The following is a 17,477-nucleotide window of genomic DNA, read 5'->3' on the forward strand; positions in this document are numbered from 1 at the left end:
AAGCTGGAAGTAGTTGTGAAGGCCTCCGCTTTTGATCCCCATTCAATCAGGAAACCTAAAACGGCTTGACCGGTAGCATGCTGTCAGCTTGTTGGGGCGACAACCAGCGGCAATTCATGGGCGGGCATTAACGTTTTGGCGGCGCCAACGTATCCAGCCAGGAGCGCATGCGCCACATCATGGACGTGAGAGTCGTGGGGCACGAAAGTGCTTGAGTGCAACCGTTCCCCGGCGCCGGTGGTACCCACGAACATCATCAATGACGGCATCTTTTCCGAAAAATACGAAAAATCATCGGAACCCGCAGACCTGAGATTACTGTCCACTTCCATGCCGAGAGCCAGCAGGAGAGGAGCAGTCGCCTTGACGATATGTGCATCATTTTCCAAAACGGGTTCGCCTTCGGTGACGGTAACTTCACCACTGCAGCCGTGGGCCGCTGCAACCAAGCGGACCGTCTCGGCAAGTCGCCGCAGCACTTCCGCCCTCACTGGTGTGGACATGGTGCGGACCGTTCCGCGGGCAGCGGCAGTACCGGGTATGACGTTAGCCGCGGTACCGGCCTGAAGGGTGGCAATGGTGAGGACGACCGAATCCATGGGATCCACGTTCCGGCTCACAATGTTTTGCAACGAGACCACAACGTGGGATAGCGCCACAACAGGATCCGCTGCGATGTGCGGGTAGGCAGCGTGTCCACCTCGTCCATGAATGTTGATGACGAACTCGTCCGATGAGGCATTCACCGCCCCCGGTGTGCACGCCACTGTCCCTCCGGGCAGCAGAGGCTGAACATGGGCGGCGACTGTGGCCCGCACATCTTCCTCCGCGAGTATCCCTGTGGCGCAGATGTCCTTCGCCCCGGAAGGGTACGTTTCTTCCCTGGGTTGGAAGACCAGAGCCATGGGGGCTGCGCCCGCTGTTGAGTGAACGGCCCTGGCCAAGGCAACGACCGCGGCCAGGTGGATATCATGCCCACAGGCGTGCATGACACCTTGCCTTTTAGAAGCCCAATCGAGTTCGGACTCCTCCAAGGCAGGCAGCGCGTCCAGCTCAGCCCGGATAGCGATCGCTTTGCCCGGCCCGCCAATTCGCAGAACTGCACCCGTTCCGGCCACAAACCTGGCTTGCAGGTCCCCAGGCAATGCGTTCAAGACCAGATCAAGAGTGGGGCCCTCGGAACCTGATAGATCCGGCATACTGTGCAGTTTATGGCGCAGTTCTATTGCACGCGGGATTTCCTGGTCAATGCGACTCCTGAGCACTTCAAACAGTTCAGCGTTCACTTCTCCCCCAGCTCATAAACGCGAATCGCGTTATCCCGTCCGACCATGTGAACTACTCGAATGGCGTCCTCCTCAGCCCAGTCTCCATCACGAACCCAGGCTCCCAGGACCTTCCTCATTCCTTCACGCCATAGTCGCGCCCCGAGGAAATGCAGTTCAGGAGGTCCCCATGCATCCGTGGAAAACAGGATCTTGGAAAACGGTGCCAGCTCGAAGGACTCTTTGATCAGTTCCAGAGACTGAACGCCTGTGTAGTTGGTCCCAAGCCCGACGTCGAAGTAGACGTGCGGGAATACCTGCGCAAGATAGCCTGCGTGCCGATGGAACGGATAGCAGTGGAGGAGAAGTACGTCCACTTTCAAAGATTCAATCAGCTTCAACCAGGGAACCAACAGCAGCGGGTCGCAGCGGTCCAGACGCAAGTCTGGATCGCCGTAGCCAGTGTGCATTTGTATGGGCAGGCCGAGGTCGACGCCCGACCAGAGAAAGAAACGCAAAAGCACAGGATCCGAGACACGGAGCGAGTAACCGGCCGCTACGAGCCGGAGCCAGGAAGCAGCTGCCTTCCCCACTTCTTCCTTGGACGGTCGGATCGGATCAAAGTCGAACCCGTGGCGGTAGGCGATGATGCTCTTGACACCCACCGCGTTCTGAGTCGCCAGCGCAAGCCGGGCCGTATAGGCGTCTGCGAATTCGGCGGCTGATACGCCTTCCCAAGCCAGAGACTCCGCTACGGATTCGAGCCGGACAATCTCGCCCACCGGGGCTGAGCTGATGCTTTCCATCCCCGAAAGGCCGTGGATCTGATCACCCCGGTATCCGGTTTCAATCAGGAAATGGCCTATCCCCGCAGATTTGAGCAGGCGTGAGGTTACTTCGGGCGTCCCGAGCTCCACACGCCGTTCAAAGTACGCGTCGGCGCTCGCATGGGCAGGAAGGCCCAGCAACGGCGCACACCAACGACGAATCGCAAAGCCCAACTGGGAATCAAATTGCGTCATCCATTCAGGAATAGGCCTGTCGGATTCCGTCAACAGTTCTTCCAGCGAGGATCGATCAACGTCATCCTTTAGCGCTCCATGGACGTGGTGGTCCACCAAAGGCATTTCCGCGATGGTGGATAGGAGCCCTTCGATGGGGTTAGTAGACATCAGATACCGCTTTGATTCGGGCAGCATCGTCGAGGGCAGCCACATGGGCGAGTTCATGCCGTTTGACCGCCAAGTAGGTTGCCAACAAATCCGGATGGAACCACGACGTCACCCTTTGGTCTTTTTCCAAGGCCAAAAGTGCGTCCTGGAGTGTAGCTGGAAGCCGAGGCACGTCGTTTAATTCAGCCGGCCCGGCCGCCTCCGGAAAAACGTGAGGTTCTGGATACTCCTCACCGCCTACTATCCCGGACATACCGGCCCTCAGCAGGACACCAAGCGTGAGCCACGGGTTGGCGGTTGCGTCGGCCGCCCTGTACTCAAGGTTGAACTGGTGCTCCGGAGCAGATCCACCTGCCGAGCTGGTTGGACAGATTCGGAGAAGGGCTTCCCTGTTTCGCTCCGCCAGGAAGATGCCGCCTACACTCCATCGATCCGGAGCCAGGCGCATGAAGGAAACCGGGCTCGGCGCTGTCCACGCCGTCAGCGCTTCGGCATGACGCAGGATACCTGCGCTGAATCTGCTTCCAACCTCGGAGAGGCGGCTCGGACGGGTGGCGTCGAACAGAACCGGATTGCCGCCGTCGTCCACCAGACTGATGTGGACATGGACACCGGTACCTGTACCGCGTGGTTCCTGAAGCGGCGCGAAAGATGCTCTGAGGCCGCGTCGGATTGCCAAATCGCGGACCAATTCGCGTAAGAGCACCGCCCTGTCTGCGGCAGTGAGCGGATCGCTCGGTTCCACCGTTATTTCAAACTGGTTCGCCCCGTATTCGGGCAACCAGTTCTCCGGTGCCAGACCACAATCCGTTAAGAGACGCAGCAGGTCTGGTCCGAACGGATCGGCGTCGAGGTGCCTTCGCAAGGAAAACGGAGCCGATTGTGGCAGGCCCTCCAAAACGAACTCGTGCTCAAAAGTGGCAATAACGCGCAGGCCCGTTTGCTCCCGAAAGTCGCTGATGGCCCGGCGCAGGAAGGTCCTGGGACAGCAGTCCCAGTCGGTTCCGTCAGCTTGTGTTTGGTCCGCCATCAAAACCCTGAGTCGAGCCGTGTCGGGTCCGTCGGCAATAGTGATTTCCGTTGCCTCGTCAGGCATCAAGCGCAAGTCTCCGGTTGAGCCGAAGGCGCTGCCCGGCGCAATGCTGCCGAAAGCCGAAATACCAAGGTTCGCCGGCACCCAACCCAGCCCGGAGCGAAGAACAGACCCGTAGGCTTCGCCAGGAGCACCCCGCCCCTTGACCTGCCCAGCGAGATCGCAGGTAGCAATAAATATGTCGGGGGTGTTCACGGGCGCCTCCGGCCAGTCGTTGGTGAGTTGATGCTGGATTCAGTACCCGAGACGCCGCAATAGTCCATTGCAGATAGGGCGTATGTCTTTACTGCGGTGATGATCTGGTGGATCGGCACGTACTCATTTTCCGCGTGCGCGGTTCGGCCAACCCCGGGACCGTAAACGAGCCCGTCGATGCCTTGGGCATCCATCCATGTGAGATCGCAAACACCGAGGAACCCCTCTTGTTTGGGTGGCGTGGCGAGGTCAAACCCGCCGACAGAATCACTGTGCGCTTTCATGACCGCGGGGATGAGTTCATGGCTGGCTGGCGCAGTATATGGCGGCCATAGGAGCTTCCAGTCAAATTCGGGACGGTGGGCGCTCAGCCAAGGATCGTTGGCGCAAGCTTGACGCACGGTTTTCTCGATCTCATCGATGACTTCGTGGTTGCTTCGCTCAGGATGGTGATAGACGCAGTATTCGACTGTGAGTGTGTCGGCAAGGAAGAACGGGACCAGGACGCCCTCCGGGTTTCCACGGATCACCCCTGGCAAGAGATTGAAGTAGCCCGGCTGAAACAGGGGGTGCCTGTCACGCAGCGCCCACGAATCTTCCAATTGCCGAAGGGCGTGATAAATGATCCAGAACTTGTCGATGGTGTTGACGCCCAAGGCTTCGCCTTCAAGGGTGGGGTGAATGGTAAGACCCCGCAAACCGGAGTGCGCGGCTTTGCCGACGAGGGACAGCGAGAACCACAACAGGCCGGGGGTGGTGGGAACCAGATTCGGGGATGCGTCGGAGAAGTTCGACGGTTCGCAGACGATTGCCGCATCGGCCCCGTATCCTGCCTGTAAGGCCGCCGTTGTGCCCGAAAGGTGGTCACCCACTTCTTCTCCGACGACCGCCTGCAGTACAAGATCTCCTTGGAGCCGGATACCTGCGGCGGCTAACGCGATGGCGGCGTATGCCGCGGCGACTGTGCCGGCTTTATTATCCGTAGCTCCTCTGCCATGGACGGCCTCATCGGTGATCAGGCCAGAGAACGGCGCTTTGTCCCAAAGACCTTCCCGGTTTGGCGGCACCACATCCACGTGCCCGTTGAGCAGGAGCGAGCGGACACCACCTGTACCGGCAATCCGCCCGCAAGCATTGTCCCGGCCCTTCTCAACTGCCACGAGTTCCGTCGAGGCCCCCGCTTCGCGATGAAGATCATTCATAAGAGCGCTGACCTCACCCTCGCCGCCCGCAAGCTTCCCGTAGTCCTGCCCCGGATACTTAGGGTTTATGCTCGGGATCTTGACGGCGTCCGCGACAGACTGGACGATCCTGGGTGCCAAACGATCCACTGCGTCAAGGACTGCCCTACGCTGGTTCTCCTCAGTTGTAGCCATGGCATCAACGGACATGTGTGTTTTCCTCGACTTCCGAATGTTGGCTTGCGGGTAACTGGTTCGCTCTCTCGGCGGATTCGTTCCGGTTTCTTCGAAGAAGCCTCCGCGTTCTGTCCAGTGCGTCTTCGAGGAGGCCCGAGATGCCGCTCGGAAGGAAAATAAGAACCAGCAAGGTCCCGACGCCGATGATGATCGCACGCGCAGGACCCAGGTCCGTGAGTTGGCGGTCGATGATTGTGACTATCAGCGCCCCCAAGACCGGACCCCAGATATGACCGGTGCCGCCGAGGAAGATCATGCTCAAGCCAAGGGTGACGAATCCGAAGCTGAAGAGCGTGACGTCCGCAACGCGGAAGTAGGCAACATAGAGGGCTCCTGTAACGCCAGCAACGGCACCGCTGAGGATGAAGGCCAAAAGATGCTGCCTGATGCGGTTCATACCGCGACTCACTGCGAGGCTTTCATTGTCACGCAGTGCAATAAGGCTCTTGCCGAACGGGCTGCGTAGGGACGCCCGAAGCAGGACGAGGAGCAGGACCACTGCCCCGCCGAGCAACCATAAGTAACCCAACCCCGAATACTTGGCGAAAGAAAAATCTCCTATGGTCAGTGCTGGCACGCCTGTCAGACCGCTGGATCCGCCGGTGATCCCGGGAATGGCCAGAACCAGGTAGTAGCACAACTGCACGAAGACGAAGGTGATAAGTGCGATGTAGATGCCGCGCATGCGTATCACTGGAATGTAAGCAAGGGCACCCGCCAGCCCTCCCGCAACCGTTGCCAGAAGGAGGCCCAACCACGGATTTACATCCCATGTAACTGTGGCAACGGCCATCGTGTAGCCTCCGACTCCGAAGAAGCCAATGTGGGCGAAGTTGAAGATACCGCCGATGCCAAGCGTCAGGTTCCAACTGGCGGCTAGCAGCGCGTAAATGAGCGCTGTCGCCGCCAGCAAGCGCGCAGAGCCGCTGATGACGACATACGGCAATAAGGCGGCAGCAAGCAAGAGTAACGGCCACGTAGCGAAGCGCTTGAGGGTTCCAAGACTGTTCATCACGAACGTCCTTTCACTAGGCCTTGGGGGCGGACCAGCATGATGAGGACCAGGACGAGGAAGACGGCGACAGGGCTCCATTGCAGTCCGAGCCAGTACGTCGTGCCCGCTTCCAACAGGCCTATGGTGAAAGCGCCGACCAAAGTTCCCCACAAAGTGGCCGACCCGCCGAAGACCAGAACGACAAAGGCAGTCAGCAGGGGTTCAAAGCCTTTCGTGGGAGTAATAGTGGTGGTCGTTCCGTAGACGAAGGCAGCGGCACAGGCCAGAATCGATGCCACGGCAAAGACTCCGGCGTAGATGCGCGCTGGCCTGATTCCGACGAGCATCGCCATGTCCCTGTTTTGTTCCACTGCCCGGACGGCCATCCCCCACTCCGTCTTGCGGAGCAACGTAATCAGTCCTATGACCAGGACTAAGGCCAGGCCCAGCGCGATGAGGGTGGAGCTTGAGATTTTTACATCACCCAGGGCAAACGTTGAGGTGCTCACAGACTTTATCTGCTTGTTCTGCGGACCCCAGATCAGTTGTGCTGCACCCTCCACTGCATTGGCAATTGCGAGGGTGGAAACCATGACCAAGAGTGTTCCGTTTGGCCTGCTAATGAATGGCCGGACCGCTACGAGGTCCAGGAGCATGCCGAGTAAAGCCAGCAAGGGAACCGCAACGGCGAAAGCGAGGAGAACCGGAAGCCCGACCTTCTCTGAGAACGTCCAAATGAAGTACGCACCCATCAGCAGGAGCGCACCGTGAGCGTAGTTGAACACTCCCAACGTGGACCATATGAGCGACAGTCCGCTGGCCATCAAAGAGTAAAGCGACCCGAGCACGAGGGCTGAGACGAGGATGGAAAGGAGCGCGTCAGACATGCTTGCCTCCTTCAATGGTGTTGGTGGATGTTGACGCGTGGGAGCCGACGTACATGTCCATGACTTCCTCATGGCTGGGCTTGACGTCTGTGGTTCCGCTGGAGACGATCCGACCGAGCTCCACAAGATGCCAGCGGTCCGCGAGTTCGAAGAGGAACTCAATATCGCCATCGGCGACTATTAGCGAAAGACCCGATCGGCGGACTTCGTGGAGTGTCTCAAGGATCTCGTATCGGATCTTTGGAGCCAGCCCGAGAGTCGGCTCATCCAGCACCAGAAGTTTGGGCTTGGCCATCACGCCCATTCCGATGGCCACCATTTGGCGTTCACCTCCGGACAACGTGCCCACAAGTTGACCGCGACGTTGCCGGAGCTTGGGAAACAGTCCCTGGACCATTTCCAGAGTCTCTTCCCGCTGACCCCTCGCTGCCGGGATCCCGCCTGCTAATGCCAGGTTCTCCCTGACAGTGAGCCTCGGAAAGAGCTGATTGCCTTGGGGCACATGCATCATTCCCTGGTTGACTATCCTGTAGGCGGGCATCCCCGTGATATCGCTGCCATCGAAGACCACCCGACCTGACGAGGTCCTGCCCAGGCCTGAGATGGCGCGCAGGGCGGTCGTCTTTCCATGACCGTTGGGACCCAACAGGGCCAGTGCTTCACCGGGCAAGACCTCGATGGAAAATGACCGGACCACAGGCAGGCGGCCATATCCTGCCTGCAGGTCATCCACTCTGAGCAGTGGACTAACCGTCTGCTGATGCTGGTTCATGCTGCGGCCTTCCCCAGATATGCCTCCATCACCCGCGGATCCGAAAGAACAGCGTCGGGGGTTCCTTCGACCAGGACTTCACCGGATGACATGATGATCATCCTCTTGGCGAGATCGCGGATAAGGCTGAGTACGTGCTCGATGATCAGCAATGTCAGGCCGCCCTTCTGAAGTTTCCTCAGTAGCAGGATGAGTTCAGCCTGGTCCTCATCGTTGAGGCCACCGGCCGGTTCATCCAGCATCAGGAGCCGCGGCTGTGAGACAAGGGCGCTCGCTATCATCAGTTTCTTTTTTGCCAGCAGTGGTATACCCGCCGCCTTATCGTCCCTGTATCTGGTTATTCCTACGGTTTCCAAGGCAGTTTCCACGTCCTTGGTGCCCCCGCGCCCGCCGAGGTAGTGGTTGGCCACGGCGATGTTGTCCGAAACGCTCAACGACGGGAACAGCTGTTCTGCTTGGAAGGTTCGACGCATTCCCAAACGAGCGATTTTGTGCGCAGGGAGCTTGTCGATCCGTATTCCGTCGAAGAGAATCCCTCCGTCTGTGGGGCCGAACGGGACCCCGGAGATCAAATTGAAGAGAGTACTCTTTCCGGCACCGTTAGGACCGGCAATCCCCAGGATCTCCCCCTCGTCAACGTTCAGCGTGACGTTGTCCACGGCCACGAATCCACCGAAGCGGCGACTGACCTGACGTACTTCCAGAAGGTGACCGTTGGAAGTGCCGGGGGCAGATGACTTGGCGATTCTCATTTCATCCACTCAGGTCTGTGGAACGTGCCGTCGGCGAACTCTTGGGGAGCGATGTTCAGGCGTTGGCCGGCTTGGATTTGGTAGTACGTCATCGGGATGCCGTCCTTGCCAGCGACGGCCAGATGCGTTTTGGGATCAAAATGGACACGACCGAGCGTGGTTTGCTTATCCAGCTTGCCCAACGCAGCCCCGACTTCCTCGCGCTTGTCAGGATCACCGACTTCCTTGACGGCGTCGGCCCACAAATGGACCTGTTCGTAGAGGCCGTAGCTATACAAGCTAGGTTCGTTCTCGTATGCCTCACTGAGCTGCCGGGTGAGGTCCTTGGTTTCCGGCAATGCCGGCAACGGAGCGAACGGAAGGTTGTAAAGCACGCCATCAGCGTTCTTGCCTGCAAGCTCAGTGAACTCCGGCACGCTTGGAGCGTACTGCGAAAACACCAATGACTGAGTAGGATTCTGACGGAATTGGGTGAGGAACTTTGACGCATTTGCAGTCAGGTAATCGAGGTTGATGATCACGGCCGGATCGACCTGCCGGATTTTGGTTATCTGGGTGGTCCAGTCGTCCACTTCCCCAAAAGGAACAGTGTCGGGCCCGGTAACTTCCCACCCCTTCGCCCTGAAGTTCTTGTCCAACCCGGAAGCTATGCCATTGGAGTACGCATTGTCGCTGGAGATGATGTAAACGCGGCGGCTAGTGAGCGGGAACGTGCCATCGACGTTCCATGCCTCCAATTGTTCAGGGATGCCGGTGCTGTAGCCCTCATAAGAAGGGGCAAGCGACCAAACTCCAGGATACTTTTCGGGATCCTTGGAAATGATGTCCTGTGTCTGGGCACTGTTGCCGCTCAGCAGGTACGGAATTCCCGCTTCTGCCAGTTGATCAATTTCAAAGTTGGTGGTGCTGGCGTAGCCGGTGAGCACTGCAGCAACATCGGGGTCTGAGGTCAGTTGCGTCACAGCGGCCGAGACCGCATCCGATTTCTGGTCCCGTACGTCAAGGGCTTTGAGTTCAATCTTCCTGCCATCGATGCCGCCTTTGGCATTGATTTCGTCGACTGCAAGTCGAGCGCCCTGTTCCATGAGCTTGCCGTCGGCAGCTGCCACACCCGTGAGCGGGGCCAAAAGACCGAGCGTGATGGCCTCTCCGGATCCCCCGGAGTCACCGCCTTCGCCGGTGGGGACGGTACAACTCACCAACGAGATGGCCATGAGGGTGGCTACGGAAAGTAGAAGTGAAGAACGTAATCGGGGCTTGGTTGAGGTGGACATAGCGCTCCGTAGGAGATGGGGATTTTGGTCCGGGTTTGGAATTCATATCTGAAGACATTTGGTGGATGGTGACGACGATGGGGTAAGTCGTCTATCCGACGGGCGATAAAGCACCGACAAGACCGAACAGGTCCTTGGGATCGTCCGGATTGGCAACGAGGTCTATATCTTCAAAGAACTCGGAACCGTCCACGGCGTCCCGCACGTATCGCAGGGCTGAGAAGTCTTCCACAGCAAATCCAACGGAATCGAAGATGGTGATTTGATCTTCTGATGTACGCCCGGGGGCCGCGCCGAGGAGGACCTTCCAGAATTCTGTGACGGCGAAGTCGGCGGGCATCTGCTGAATTTCACCTTCAATACGCGTCTGGCTCTCATACTCAACAAAGACGTCACCGATCTCCAGGATCGACGGGTCCAGTTCCGTCTTTCCGGGACAATCTCCGCCGATCGCGTTGAGATGGATTCCAGGAGCAATGTGCTGAATGCTGAGGATCGTTGCTTGGGTTTTGTCTGCCGTGCACGTTGTAATGATGTCGGCGCCCTGAACTGCTTCGAGAGCAGATGAAGCGAAATCTATTTCGAATCCAAGGGGAACCATGTTGCGGATGAACTTGTTCACAGCCGCGGCATCGGTGTCCCAAACCTGAAGCTTCGCTACGCCCAGTGCCGTCCTCATTGCCAGTGCTTGGAATTCTGCCTGACTGCCCGTTCCAATCATGGCCATGACGCGGGAATCGGGTCGAGCCAAGGCCTTGGCGACCATGGCGGATGTGGCTGCGGTGCGTAGCGCAGTGAGGATCGTCATTTCCGCCAGGAACGTCGGGTAGCCGTTGTGGACATCTGCCAAGACGCCGAAAGCCGTGACGGTTTGGTAGCCACGGGTTGGATTGGAGGGGTGCCCGTTCACATATTTGAAGCCGTAGGTCTCGTGATCACTCGTGGGCATGAGTTCGATAACGCCGTAGGGCGTATGGCTGGCGACGCGCGGCGTCTTATCAAACCGCGCCCAGCGTCGGAAGTCCTCTTCCATGTACTGAATCAGGTCTTTGATGATCGTTTCGGGGCCTTGGGATCTCACCCAGCGGATCATGTTGCTTACATCAACAAAGCGCGTCATCTGCGCTCCCTTCCGGTTCGTGCCGTTCACGTCCTCGGGATCGGCTGAATCAATCATGCGTTATAAATCGTTCAAAGTCACTAGTTTCTTTAAATTTGTTATGTTTCTTTCAAGAGTGCTCGCAGCGAACCCGACGTCGCGAAGCCAGGCAGTTCAGCGCCGTCCGAGGACAATTCACTTCTGCGGGGGCACTTTCCGCCTAGGACTCTGGGCTAACCACGGCTGCGCTTGGAGCCCTCCTTGCGCTTCCTGTCCTGGCCCGTCTCCCCCAGCCCGATTCCCGGGCCAGCGAGCAAGAATCCGGGGCCAACGACCGAGGAGCACCACCACGACACCATGCAGCACAAGAACGCATGCCGCAGCTTGCCTCGGGTGAAGCGCTGCCCAGACAATCAGGAGGGTCATCATCGAGAAGGCCACCATGGAAACAATCCCCGCCGGACCTTCGGCCCAAGGCAGGGCTGCCCCGGGCAAATGCGCGAAGAACCTGGCCACGGCAGCCACCACTCCCGCGCATGTTCCAGCGACGGCTATGGGAACTGCTGCCAACCATGGCAAACCCACCGCCAGCGGAACGGCAAGAGTCCCGAACATCGTCACGGGCGCCACCATAATGCCGGCCACCACGTTAGCGATGAGGGCATAAGGAGTGAACTGCGGTTGAAGGGCCACTATCACCGGGCCGCACAGCAGCTGCGCAGACAACGGAACGGCAACACCCGCGGCCAACCATCGGGGCACCCATACAGGGATCCATGACGCAACGCGAGTGGCAAGCAGGACAATACCCAAGGTCGCCAGCACGGACAGCAGGAACCCGACATTCGCCGCCATGCTGGGATCAAGCAGCAAGAGAACAATGGTGGCCAGGCAGAGGAACGTCAAGGATCGACCCCGCAGGCCCCCAATCAAGGCCGCCAGCCCCACGGTCCCCATCACAGCAGCCCGGAGCACACTCGGATCCGGACCTACCATCACAACAAAAGCCGCCAGACCGCACGCAGCAAAAGCGCCGGCTACCGGTCGTGTCAGCCCCAGGCACCGCGCCAACAAAATGAAGCCTCCCAGCACCAAGCTGCAATTGGCACCGCTGACCGCGGTCAGGTGTGTCATTCCGGTTGTCTTCATATCCGCCTCCAGACTTTCCGGAAGAGCACTAGTGTCTCCTGTGACCATGCCCGGCATCAGCCCGGCCGGGTCGGGCGGCAACCAACTCGAAACTTCGATGAAGTGCCTCCGTACGTCGGCGGAGGATTCTCGCAGATCAAGAGTCGACGCGACGAGAACGGGCGCGGAGGACGCCGACAAAAGAGCTGCCTGCGTTTGTCCCTCCCGCACAGCCTTCAGCGTTCCCGAAGTTCTGACACGTTGCCCGGGCCGCACGTCTTGCCAGCCGTTCCCACCCATAACCATCAAGCCTGCGGAACCTCGAATGACGGAACCCTTGGAGGTGACCTCAACCAAGGTTGCAGCTACCGACCACCTGGTTCCGCTTGACTGGCCCGGCCCGCGAACCTCGGTAGGAGCCTCTGTGATTAACACTTGGATAAGGACGCCGCTTCCTTCTGCTACCGCCTCAGCGAGCGGCCCGTCTTCGCGGGTGTTGGCCATGACAGCACAATGAACAGCCACTGCGGCACCCATGATGCAGGCAAGGGCAATGGTGGCGGGGATCGTTCTGGTACGGTGCAGGGCTGGCCGATGACGCCGCGCCCCTACCAAAAGCAGACCCGCAGCCGAGGCCAAAACCCCCGCTACTGTTGCGGACCAAACTGCATCGATATAGGCCCCGGCCAGCGCAACGGACCAGGTCACCAGCACAGTGGGAACCAGCCTCAGATCCGTGCGCCTCGTCGACACCGGGACGCCTGCAAGCCTCGTCTGCTCTTCCGACTTAGCCACCGTGGACCGTGACAAGGTCTTTGAGTGACTCCATGAGCTTGGGTCCTACGCCGTCAACAGCGTCAAGTTCGTCTACAGAGGCAAAAGGTCCGTGTTCTTTCCGCCAGTCAATGATTCCTTGCGCAGTCACCGGCCCAACTCTCGGCAGCGTTCCCAGTTCTTCCAGGGACGCAGTGTTGATGTTGACCTTGGCCCCTGCCGCGTCACCTCCGGGACCTCCAGCGGCGCCGGAGCTGCCAGCAAGTGGAGCAGGCTGCGGCACCTCCCCGACCACCGGGACCTGAATCTTGGCCCCGTCGCTCACAACCTCAGCGAGGTTGAGGCCGTTGAGTTCCGCGTTGGAAACAACTCCGCCCGCTGCCTCAATCGCTTGGAAAACCCGGCTGCCCACCGGCAAGGAAACAACACCGGGTTTCTGTACCGCACCCGCCACGTGCACGAGCACGCTCCCCCCAGCCTCCCTGGCCTCTGACTGAGGGGATTCTGAAGTAACAGGCAGGACCGGCCCCGCAGTCGAGGAAGAAGCGAGGGGTTCTGCCGTTGGCTGCCCCACGGCCGATTGCCACAAGTGCCAGGCAATGATGCCAACTCCTACAGCGGCAAGGAGCGCAGCAACACGCCATGGAGTTCGCCAGCGGGTCCGCGCATAATGCGTCCCGGATTCGAAGTCCGCATCATCAGGCGTCGGTCCTGGTTCGACGGGCAACTGCAAAAGCGGAATGGTCTGGGCGTCCGTACCCAGGCGGGATGCGAAACGCTGCCGGACTGCCTGCGCTGCGGCATCTGGGGAGGCATCCCGGTTCCGGCGTGGCATAGAACGAGCCTATGGCTGCCGCTGCTGTCACAGCGCGGACGAGGTGCTCTATGTGGATAAGACGGGCGGCCAACCATCAATCCGTTGGTGTACTGCTCTCCCCCACGATGACTGCAAGAACGCCCAATCCCGCATGTGCAGCCAACACAGCTGGTAGCGCACTGATCTGGGGTGCCGGACAGTCAGGGCATTTTTCCTTCAGGCGGGCTGCCAAGGCTTCGGCCTCCAGCTGATTGCCAAAGTGGTGAACAGCCAAGCGTTGCTGGCCGGTCGGGCGGGAGGCGACATCAGCGGCGACGATCTCCTCCAAGCGGGCCACGGCTCGCACAGCGGAACGGACCTTCTCCAGCGGCACGATCCTCCCGCCGTCGACCGCCAGGATGGGCTTAATAGCCAAAACGGTACCGAGCACCGACGCTGCCGCCCCAATGCGCCCACCCCGCCTCAATTGTTCGAGGCTGGGCACGTAGAAGTAGACCTTGGTGCGCTCCATGCGCTTCTCAGCAAAGCCGCGGACTTCTGCGGCTCCTTGGCCATCGGCTGCTGCCACCACAGCACTCTGGACTCCCATGCCTTGCGCCATCCCCACAGTGCGCGAGTCCACGACTTCAACGGGGATGGTGACGCGTGCGGCCGCCAACCTTGCGGCATCAGCTGTTCCTGAGAGCTCGGAAGAAATGTGGATGGACACTACAGCCTCGAACCCGTGGCGCTGTGCGGCGAGGTACGCCTGTTCAAACTGGCCAGGCGACGGCCGTGAAGTTTTCACCGAGGCGCCTGAGGCAAGGGCCAAGGACAGGGTTTGCGTGATGTCGTCTTCGCCTTCGCCGTAAATTTCGCTTCCCACCATGACTGGCATGGGAACAACGGCAAGGCGGCCGTCGGCGGTAAAGGCAGACACCCAATCCGGCGGAAGCGCAGCTGCGGAATCGGTGACGACCGCAGTTTTGACGACGGCGGCCAGCGGCACGTCAGCGACAGGCACCGGCGCCGTGGGCTGCCGGAGGCGCGCCACTCGTTCCTTAAGCCATATCCATGCGGGTGGTTCTCGCTCAGGCACGCAACCTCCAAAGATGATGGCTGGCCGCCGACAGAATGCCGGCGGCCGCACTATCCCTGCTAGGCAGGAACGATGTTCACCAGTTTAGGTGCCCGCACGATGACGGTGCGGATGCCGCGGCCGTCCAAGGCACGCTGGACGTTTTCCGAGGCCAAGGCGAGCTCGCGCAGCGCGTCCTCGGTGATGTCCGGCGAAACTTCAAGACGGTCGCGAACCTTGCCCTGCACCTGGACCACGGCAGTGACGGTGTCCTGCACCAGCAGTGCATCGTCGTGTTTCGGCCAGCCCGCATTCGCAACGGAAGCAGGGTGGCCGAGCGTGTTCCAAAGGTCTTCGGCCGTGTAGGGCGCAAAGAGGCTCAGGATCACGGCTACGGCTTCCACCGCTTCACGAACAGCGGGATCTGCGGCGCCTGCACCCGAGTCGATGGTTTTGCGCGTGGCATTGACCAACTCCATGAGGCGGGCAACCACGACGTTGAACTTGTTGTTATCAAGCAGTTCAGCGGCATCTGAGATGGTCTTGTGCGTCACGGTGCGCAAGGCACGGTCACCAGTGGCAGGATCAACGCCCGGGTCGCTGCTGACGTCCTGGCCCAGGCGCCAGGCGCGGGCCAGGAACTTGGCCGAACCCGACGGCGAAACGTCCGCCCAGTCGACGTCGTCCTCAGGTGGAGAGGCGAAGACCATGGTGAGGCGAACGGCGTCGACACCGAACTTATCCAACTGCTCGCCCAAATCCACGCCGTTGCCGAGGGACTTGCTCATGGCCTTGCCGCCGTTGAGTACTTGGCCCTGGTTGAGCAGCGCAGAGAACGGCTCGTTGGCTTCGATCAGGCCGATGTCCTTGATGACCTTGGTGAAGAAACGTGCGTACAGCAAGTGCAGGATGGCGTGTTCGACGCCGCCCACGTACTGCCCCACCGGCATCCAGTTGTTGATCTTTTCGGGATCGAACGGGCCTTCGGTGTAGTCCGGCGAAACGAACCGCAGGAAGTACCAGGACGAGTCCACGAACGTATCCATGGTGTCAGTATCACGCTGCGCCGCACGGCCACAGTTGGGGCACTCAACGTTTACCCACTCGACGGCGGCGGCCAGCGGGGAGGTCCCCTTCGGCGACAACGCCTCGCCGCGCAGGTTGTCCGGCAACCTGACGGGCAGCTGGTCATCCGGAACGGGTACTTCGCCACACTCGCCGCAGTGGATGATGGGGATGGGCGTGCCCCAGAAGCGCTGGCGGCTCAGCAGCCAGTCACGCAAGCGGAAGTTGACGAATTTCTCGCCGGTTCCGAGCTTCTCGAGAATCTCGATCGCCGCAGGAATGCCTTCGGATTTGGACAGGCCGTCCAACTCACCGGAGTTGAGCGTGCCTTCACCTGCAGTGGCAACGCCGGTCTCTGCGGGATCTTCGTCACCGGTATCCAGTACCGCCCGGACGGGCAGCCCGAAGGTCTTGGCAAAGTCGAGGTCGCGCTGGTCATGCGCCGGCACGGCCATGATGGCGCCCGTACCGTAGTCGGCCAGTACGTAGTCAGCGGCCCACACCGGCAGCTTTTCTCCGTTGAGCGGGTTGATGGCGTAGCGGCCGGTGAAGACGCCCGTCTTCTCGCGCTCCGTGGACTGGCGCTCAATTTCCGAGAGTGCTTTGACCTTTTCGCGGTAGTCCATGAGTTCATCGTGGTGTTCAGGGGTCACCAAATCCAACGCCAAATGAGCATCCGCTGCAACAACGAAGAAGGTAGCACCGTAGAGGGTGTCAGGCCGGGTGGTGAACACGGTCACTTCGCGCTCGGCACGGTCATCCGTAGCTTCGATGACAAAACGCACGTGGGCGCCTTCGGAGCGGCCAATCCAGTTGCGTTGCATCGCCAGAACGCGTTCGGGCCAGTGACCTTGGAGCTGGTCCATGTCCTCCAGCAAACGGTCTGCGTAGTCCGTGATCTTGAAGTACCACTGATTCAGGGACTTCTTGGTAACAGGCGTGCCGCAACGCTCACAAGCGCCGTTGACTACCTGCTCGTTGGCGAGCACAGTCAGGTCCTTGGGGCACCAGTTGACGGGCGAGTCCTTGCGGTATGCCAAGCCGCGCTCGTAGAAGCGCTTGAACAGCCATTGGGTCCACCGGTAGTACTCGGGGTCGGAGGTGTGGAGGCGCCGGGACCAGTCGGCGGAAATTGCGTAGCGCTTGAAGGACGCCGCCTGGGTGTCGATGTTGGCGTAGGTCCACTCGCTGGGGTGGGCGTTGCGCTTGATTGCAGCGTTCTCAGCAGGAAGTCCGAAGGAGTCCCAGCCGATGGGGTGCAGGACATCGAAGCCCTTCTGGCGCAGGTACCGTGCCACGACGTCGCCCATCGCGAAGGCTTCAGCGTGGCCCATGTGGAGGTCGCCGGAGGGGTACGGGAACATGTCCAGCACGTAGCGGCGTTCCCGCGAACCGTCGTCGGCAGGCGTGAAGACTTTGAGGTCCTCCCAGACCTGCGGCCACTTGGCTTCCATCGCAGCGAAGCTGTAGACGCCTTCTTCGGGCGCTTCGGCTGCGGCTGTTTGTGCTGTTCCGGTCTCTGTCTCCGGCTGAACGCTCACTGCTGCCCTCTTCTGTTCTTCGATGGCGGTTTTGACTCCTGCTATGGCACCGGAAAGTCCCGGACACACAAAAGCCCCTCAACAATGGAGGGGCGGCCGCACGGCTAGTGAAAGCCGAGCGGCTAGCTAAGCAGAAGGATCGCACGCATAGATCTACAATAGCGCACGATCAAC

14 protein-coding genes are annotated in these 17,477 nt (G+C 60.0%); all 14 read right to left on the reverse strand.

What is annotated here, in order from left to right:
• Nucleotides 1-83 precede the first annotated feature (83 nt).
• The 14 genes from ACIQTW_RS01470 to leuS all read right to left on the reverse strand — a co-directional run bounded on the left by ACIQTW_RS01470 (nt 84) and on the right by leuS (nt 17,303).
• Nucleotides 84-1,286, reverse strand: coding sequence for a M20 family metallopeptidase (locus tag ACIQTW_RS01470; protein ID WP_402932910.1), 1,203 nt, complete (start codon nt 1,284-1,286; stop codon nt 84-86).
• Nucleotides 1,283-2,437 carry an amidohydrolase family protein gene (locus ACIQTW_RS01475; protein WP_402932913.1) on the reverse strand — a complete coding sequence of 385 codons (1,155 nt, stop codon included), beginning with the start codon at nt 2,435-2,437 and terminating at the stop codon, nt 1,283-1,285. Before ACIQTW_RS01475 ends, ACIQTW_RS01470 begins: the two co-directional genes overlap by 4 nt.
• Nucleotides 2,427-3,725, reverse strand: a complete 1,299-nt coding sequence (locus tag ACIQTW_RS01480; protein WP_402932916.1) for a glutamine synthetase — start codon at nt 3,723-3,725, stop codon at nt 2,427-2,429. The genes ACIQTW_RS01475 and ACIQTW_RS01480 overlap by 11 nt, the downstream gene beginning before the upstream one ends.
• Nucleotides 3,722-5,116, reverse strand: coding sequence for a M20 family metallopeptidase (locus ACIQTW_RS01485; protein ID WP_402932918.1), 1,395 nt, complete (start codon nt 5,114-5,116; stop codon nt 3,722-3,724). Before ACIQTW_RS01485 ends, ACIQTW_RS01480 begins: the two co-directional genes overlap by 4 nt.
• Entirely contained in the window at nt 5,106-6,155 is a 1,050-nt protein-coding gene (locus ACIQTW_RS01490; RefSeq protein ID WP_402932921.1) for a branched-chain amino acid ABC transporter permease, read from the reverse strand. Before ACIQTW_RS01490 ends, ACIQTW_RS01485 begins: the two co-directional genes overlap by 11 nt.
• Nucleotides 6,155-7,024: a branched-chain amino acid ABC transporter permease gene (locus ACIQTW_RS01495; RefSeq protein ID WP_402932923.1), complete on the reverse strand. Its 870-nt coding sequence runs from the start codon at nt 7,022-7,024 to the stop codon at nt 6,155-6,157. The genes ACIQTW_RS01490 and ACIQTW_RS01495 overlap by 1 nt, the downstream gene beginning before the upstream one ends.
• Nucleotides 7,017-7,796 carry an ABC transporter ATP-binding protein gene (locus tag ACIQTW_RS01500; RefSeq protein WP_402932925.1) on the reverse strand — a complete coding sequence of 260 codons (780 nt, stop codon included), beginning with the start codon at nt 7,794-7,796 and terminating at the stop codon, nt 7,017-7,019. The genes ACIQTW_RS01495 and ACIQTW_RS01500 overlap by 8 nt, the downstream gene beginning before the upstream one ends.
• A complete protein-coding gene (locus ACIQTW_RS01505) occupies nt 7,793-8,548 on the reverse strand; it encodes an ABC transporter ATP-binding protein (RefSeq protein WP_402936163.1) in 756 nt (251 codons plus the stop codon). Before ACIQTW_RS01505 ends, ACIQTW_RS01500 begins: the two co-directional genes overlap by 4 nt.
• Nucleotides 8,545-9,822 (reverse strand): ABC transporter substrate-binding protein, encoded by a 1,278-nt coding sequence (locus ACIQTW_RS01510; protein ID WP_402932928.1) that lies wholly within the window; start codon nt 9,820-9,822, stop codon nt 8,545-8,547. Before ACIQTW_RS01510 ends, ACIQTW_RS01505 begins: the two co-directional genes overlap by 4 nt.
• Nucleotides 9,823-9,913: 91 nt before the next feature.
• On the reverse strand, nt 9,914-10,942 hold the full coding sequence (locus ACIQTW_RS01515; protein ID WP_402936165.1) for an ornithine cyclodeaminase: 1,029 nt from the start codon (nt 10,940-10,942) through the stop codon (nt 9,914-9,916).
• A gap of 174 nt (nt 10,943-11,116) precedes the next feature.
• Complete coding sequence (locus tag ACIQTW_RS01520) at nt 11,117-12,802, reverse strand: ComEC/Rec2 family competence protein (protein ID WP_402932931.1); 1,686 nt, start codon at nt 12,800-12,802, stop codon at nt 11,117-11,119.
• A 34-nt stretch (nt 12,803-12,836) separates the two neighbouring features.
• Complete coding sequence (locus tag ACIQTW_RS01525; RefSeq protein WP_402932934.1) at nt 12,837-13,658, reverse strand: helix-hairpin-helix domain-containing protein; 822 nt, start codon at nt 13,656-13,658, stop codon at nt 12,837-12,839.
• 76 nt (nt 13,659-13,734) lie between these two features.
• Nucleotides 13,735-14,718: a DegV family protein gene (locus tag ACIQTW_RS01530; protein ID WP_402932937.1), complete on the reverse strand. Its 984-nt coding sequence runs from the start codon at nt 14,716-14,718 to the stop codon at nt 13,735-13,737.
• A gap of 59 nt (nt 14,719-14,777) precedes the next feature.
• Nucleotides 14,778-17,303, reverse strand: a complete 2,526-nt coding sequence (gene leuS, locus ACIQTW_RS01535; RefSeq protein ID WP_402932938.1) for a leucine--tRNA ligase — start codon at nt 17,301-17,303, stop codon at nt 14,778-14,780.
• Between the last annotated feature and the right edge of the window lie 174 nt (nt 17,304-17,477).

Origin of the sequence: Paenarthrobacter sp. NPDC090517 (assembly GCF_044769165.1) — a bacterium.
Lineage (GTDB): Bacteria > Actinomycetota > Actinomycetes > Actinomycetales > Micrococcaceae > Arthrobacter.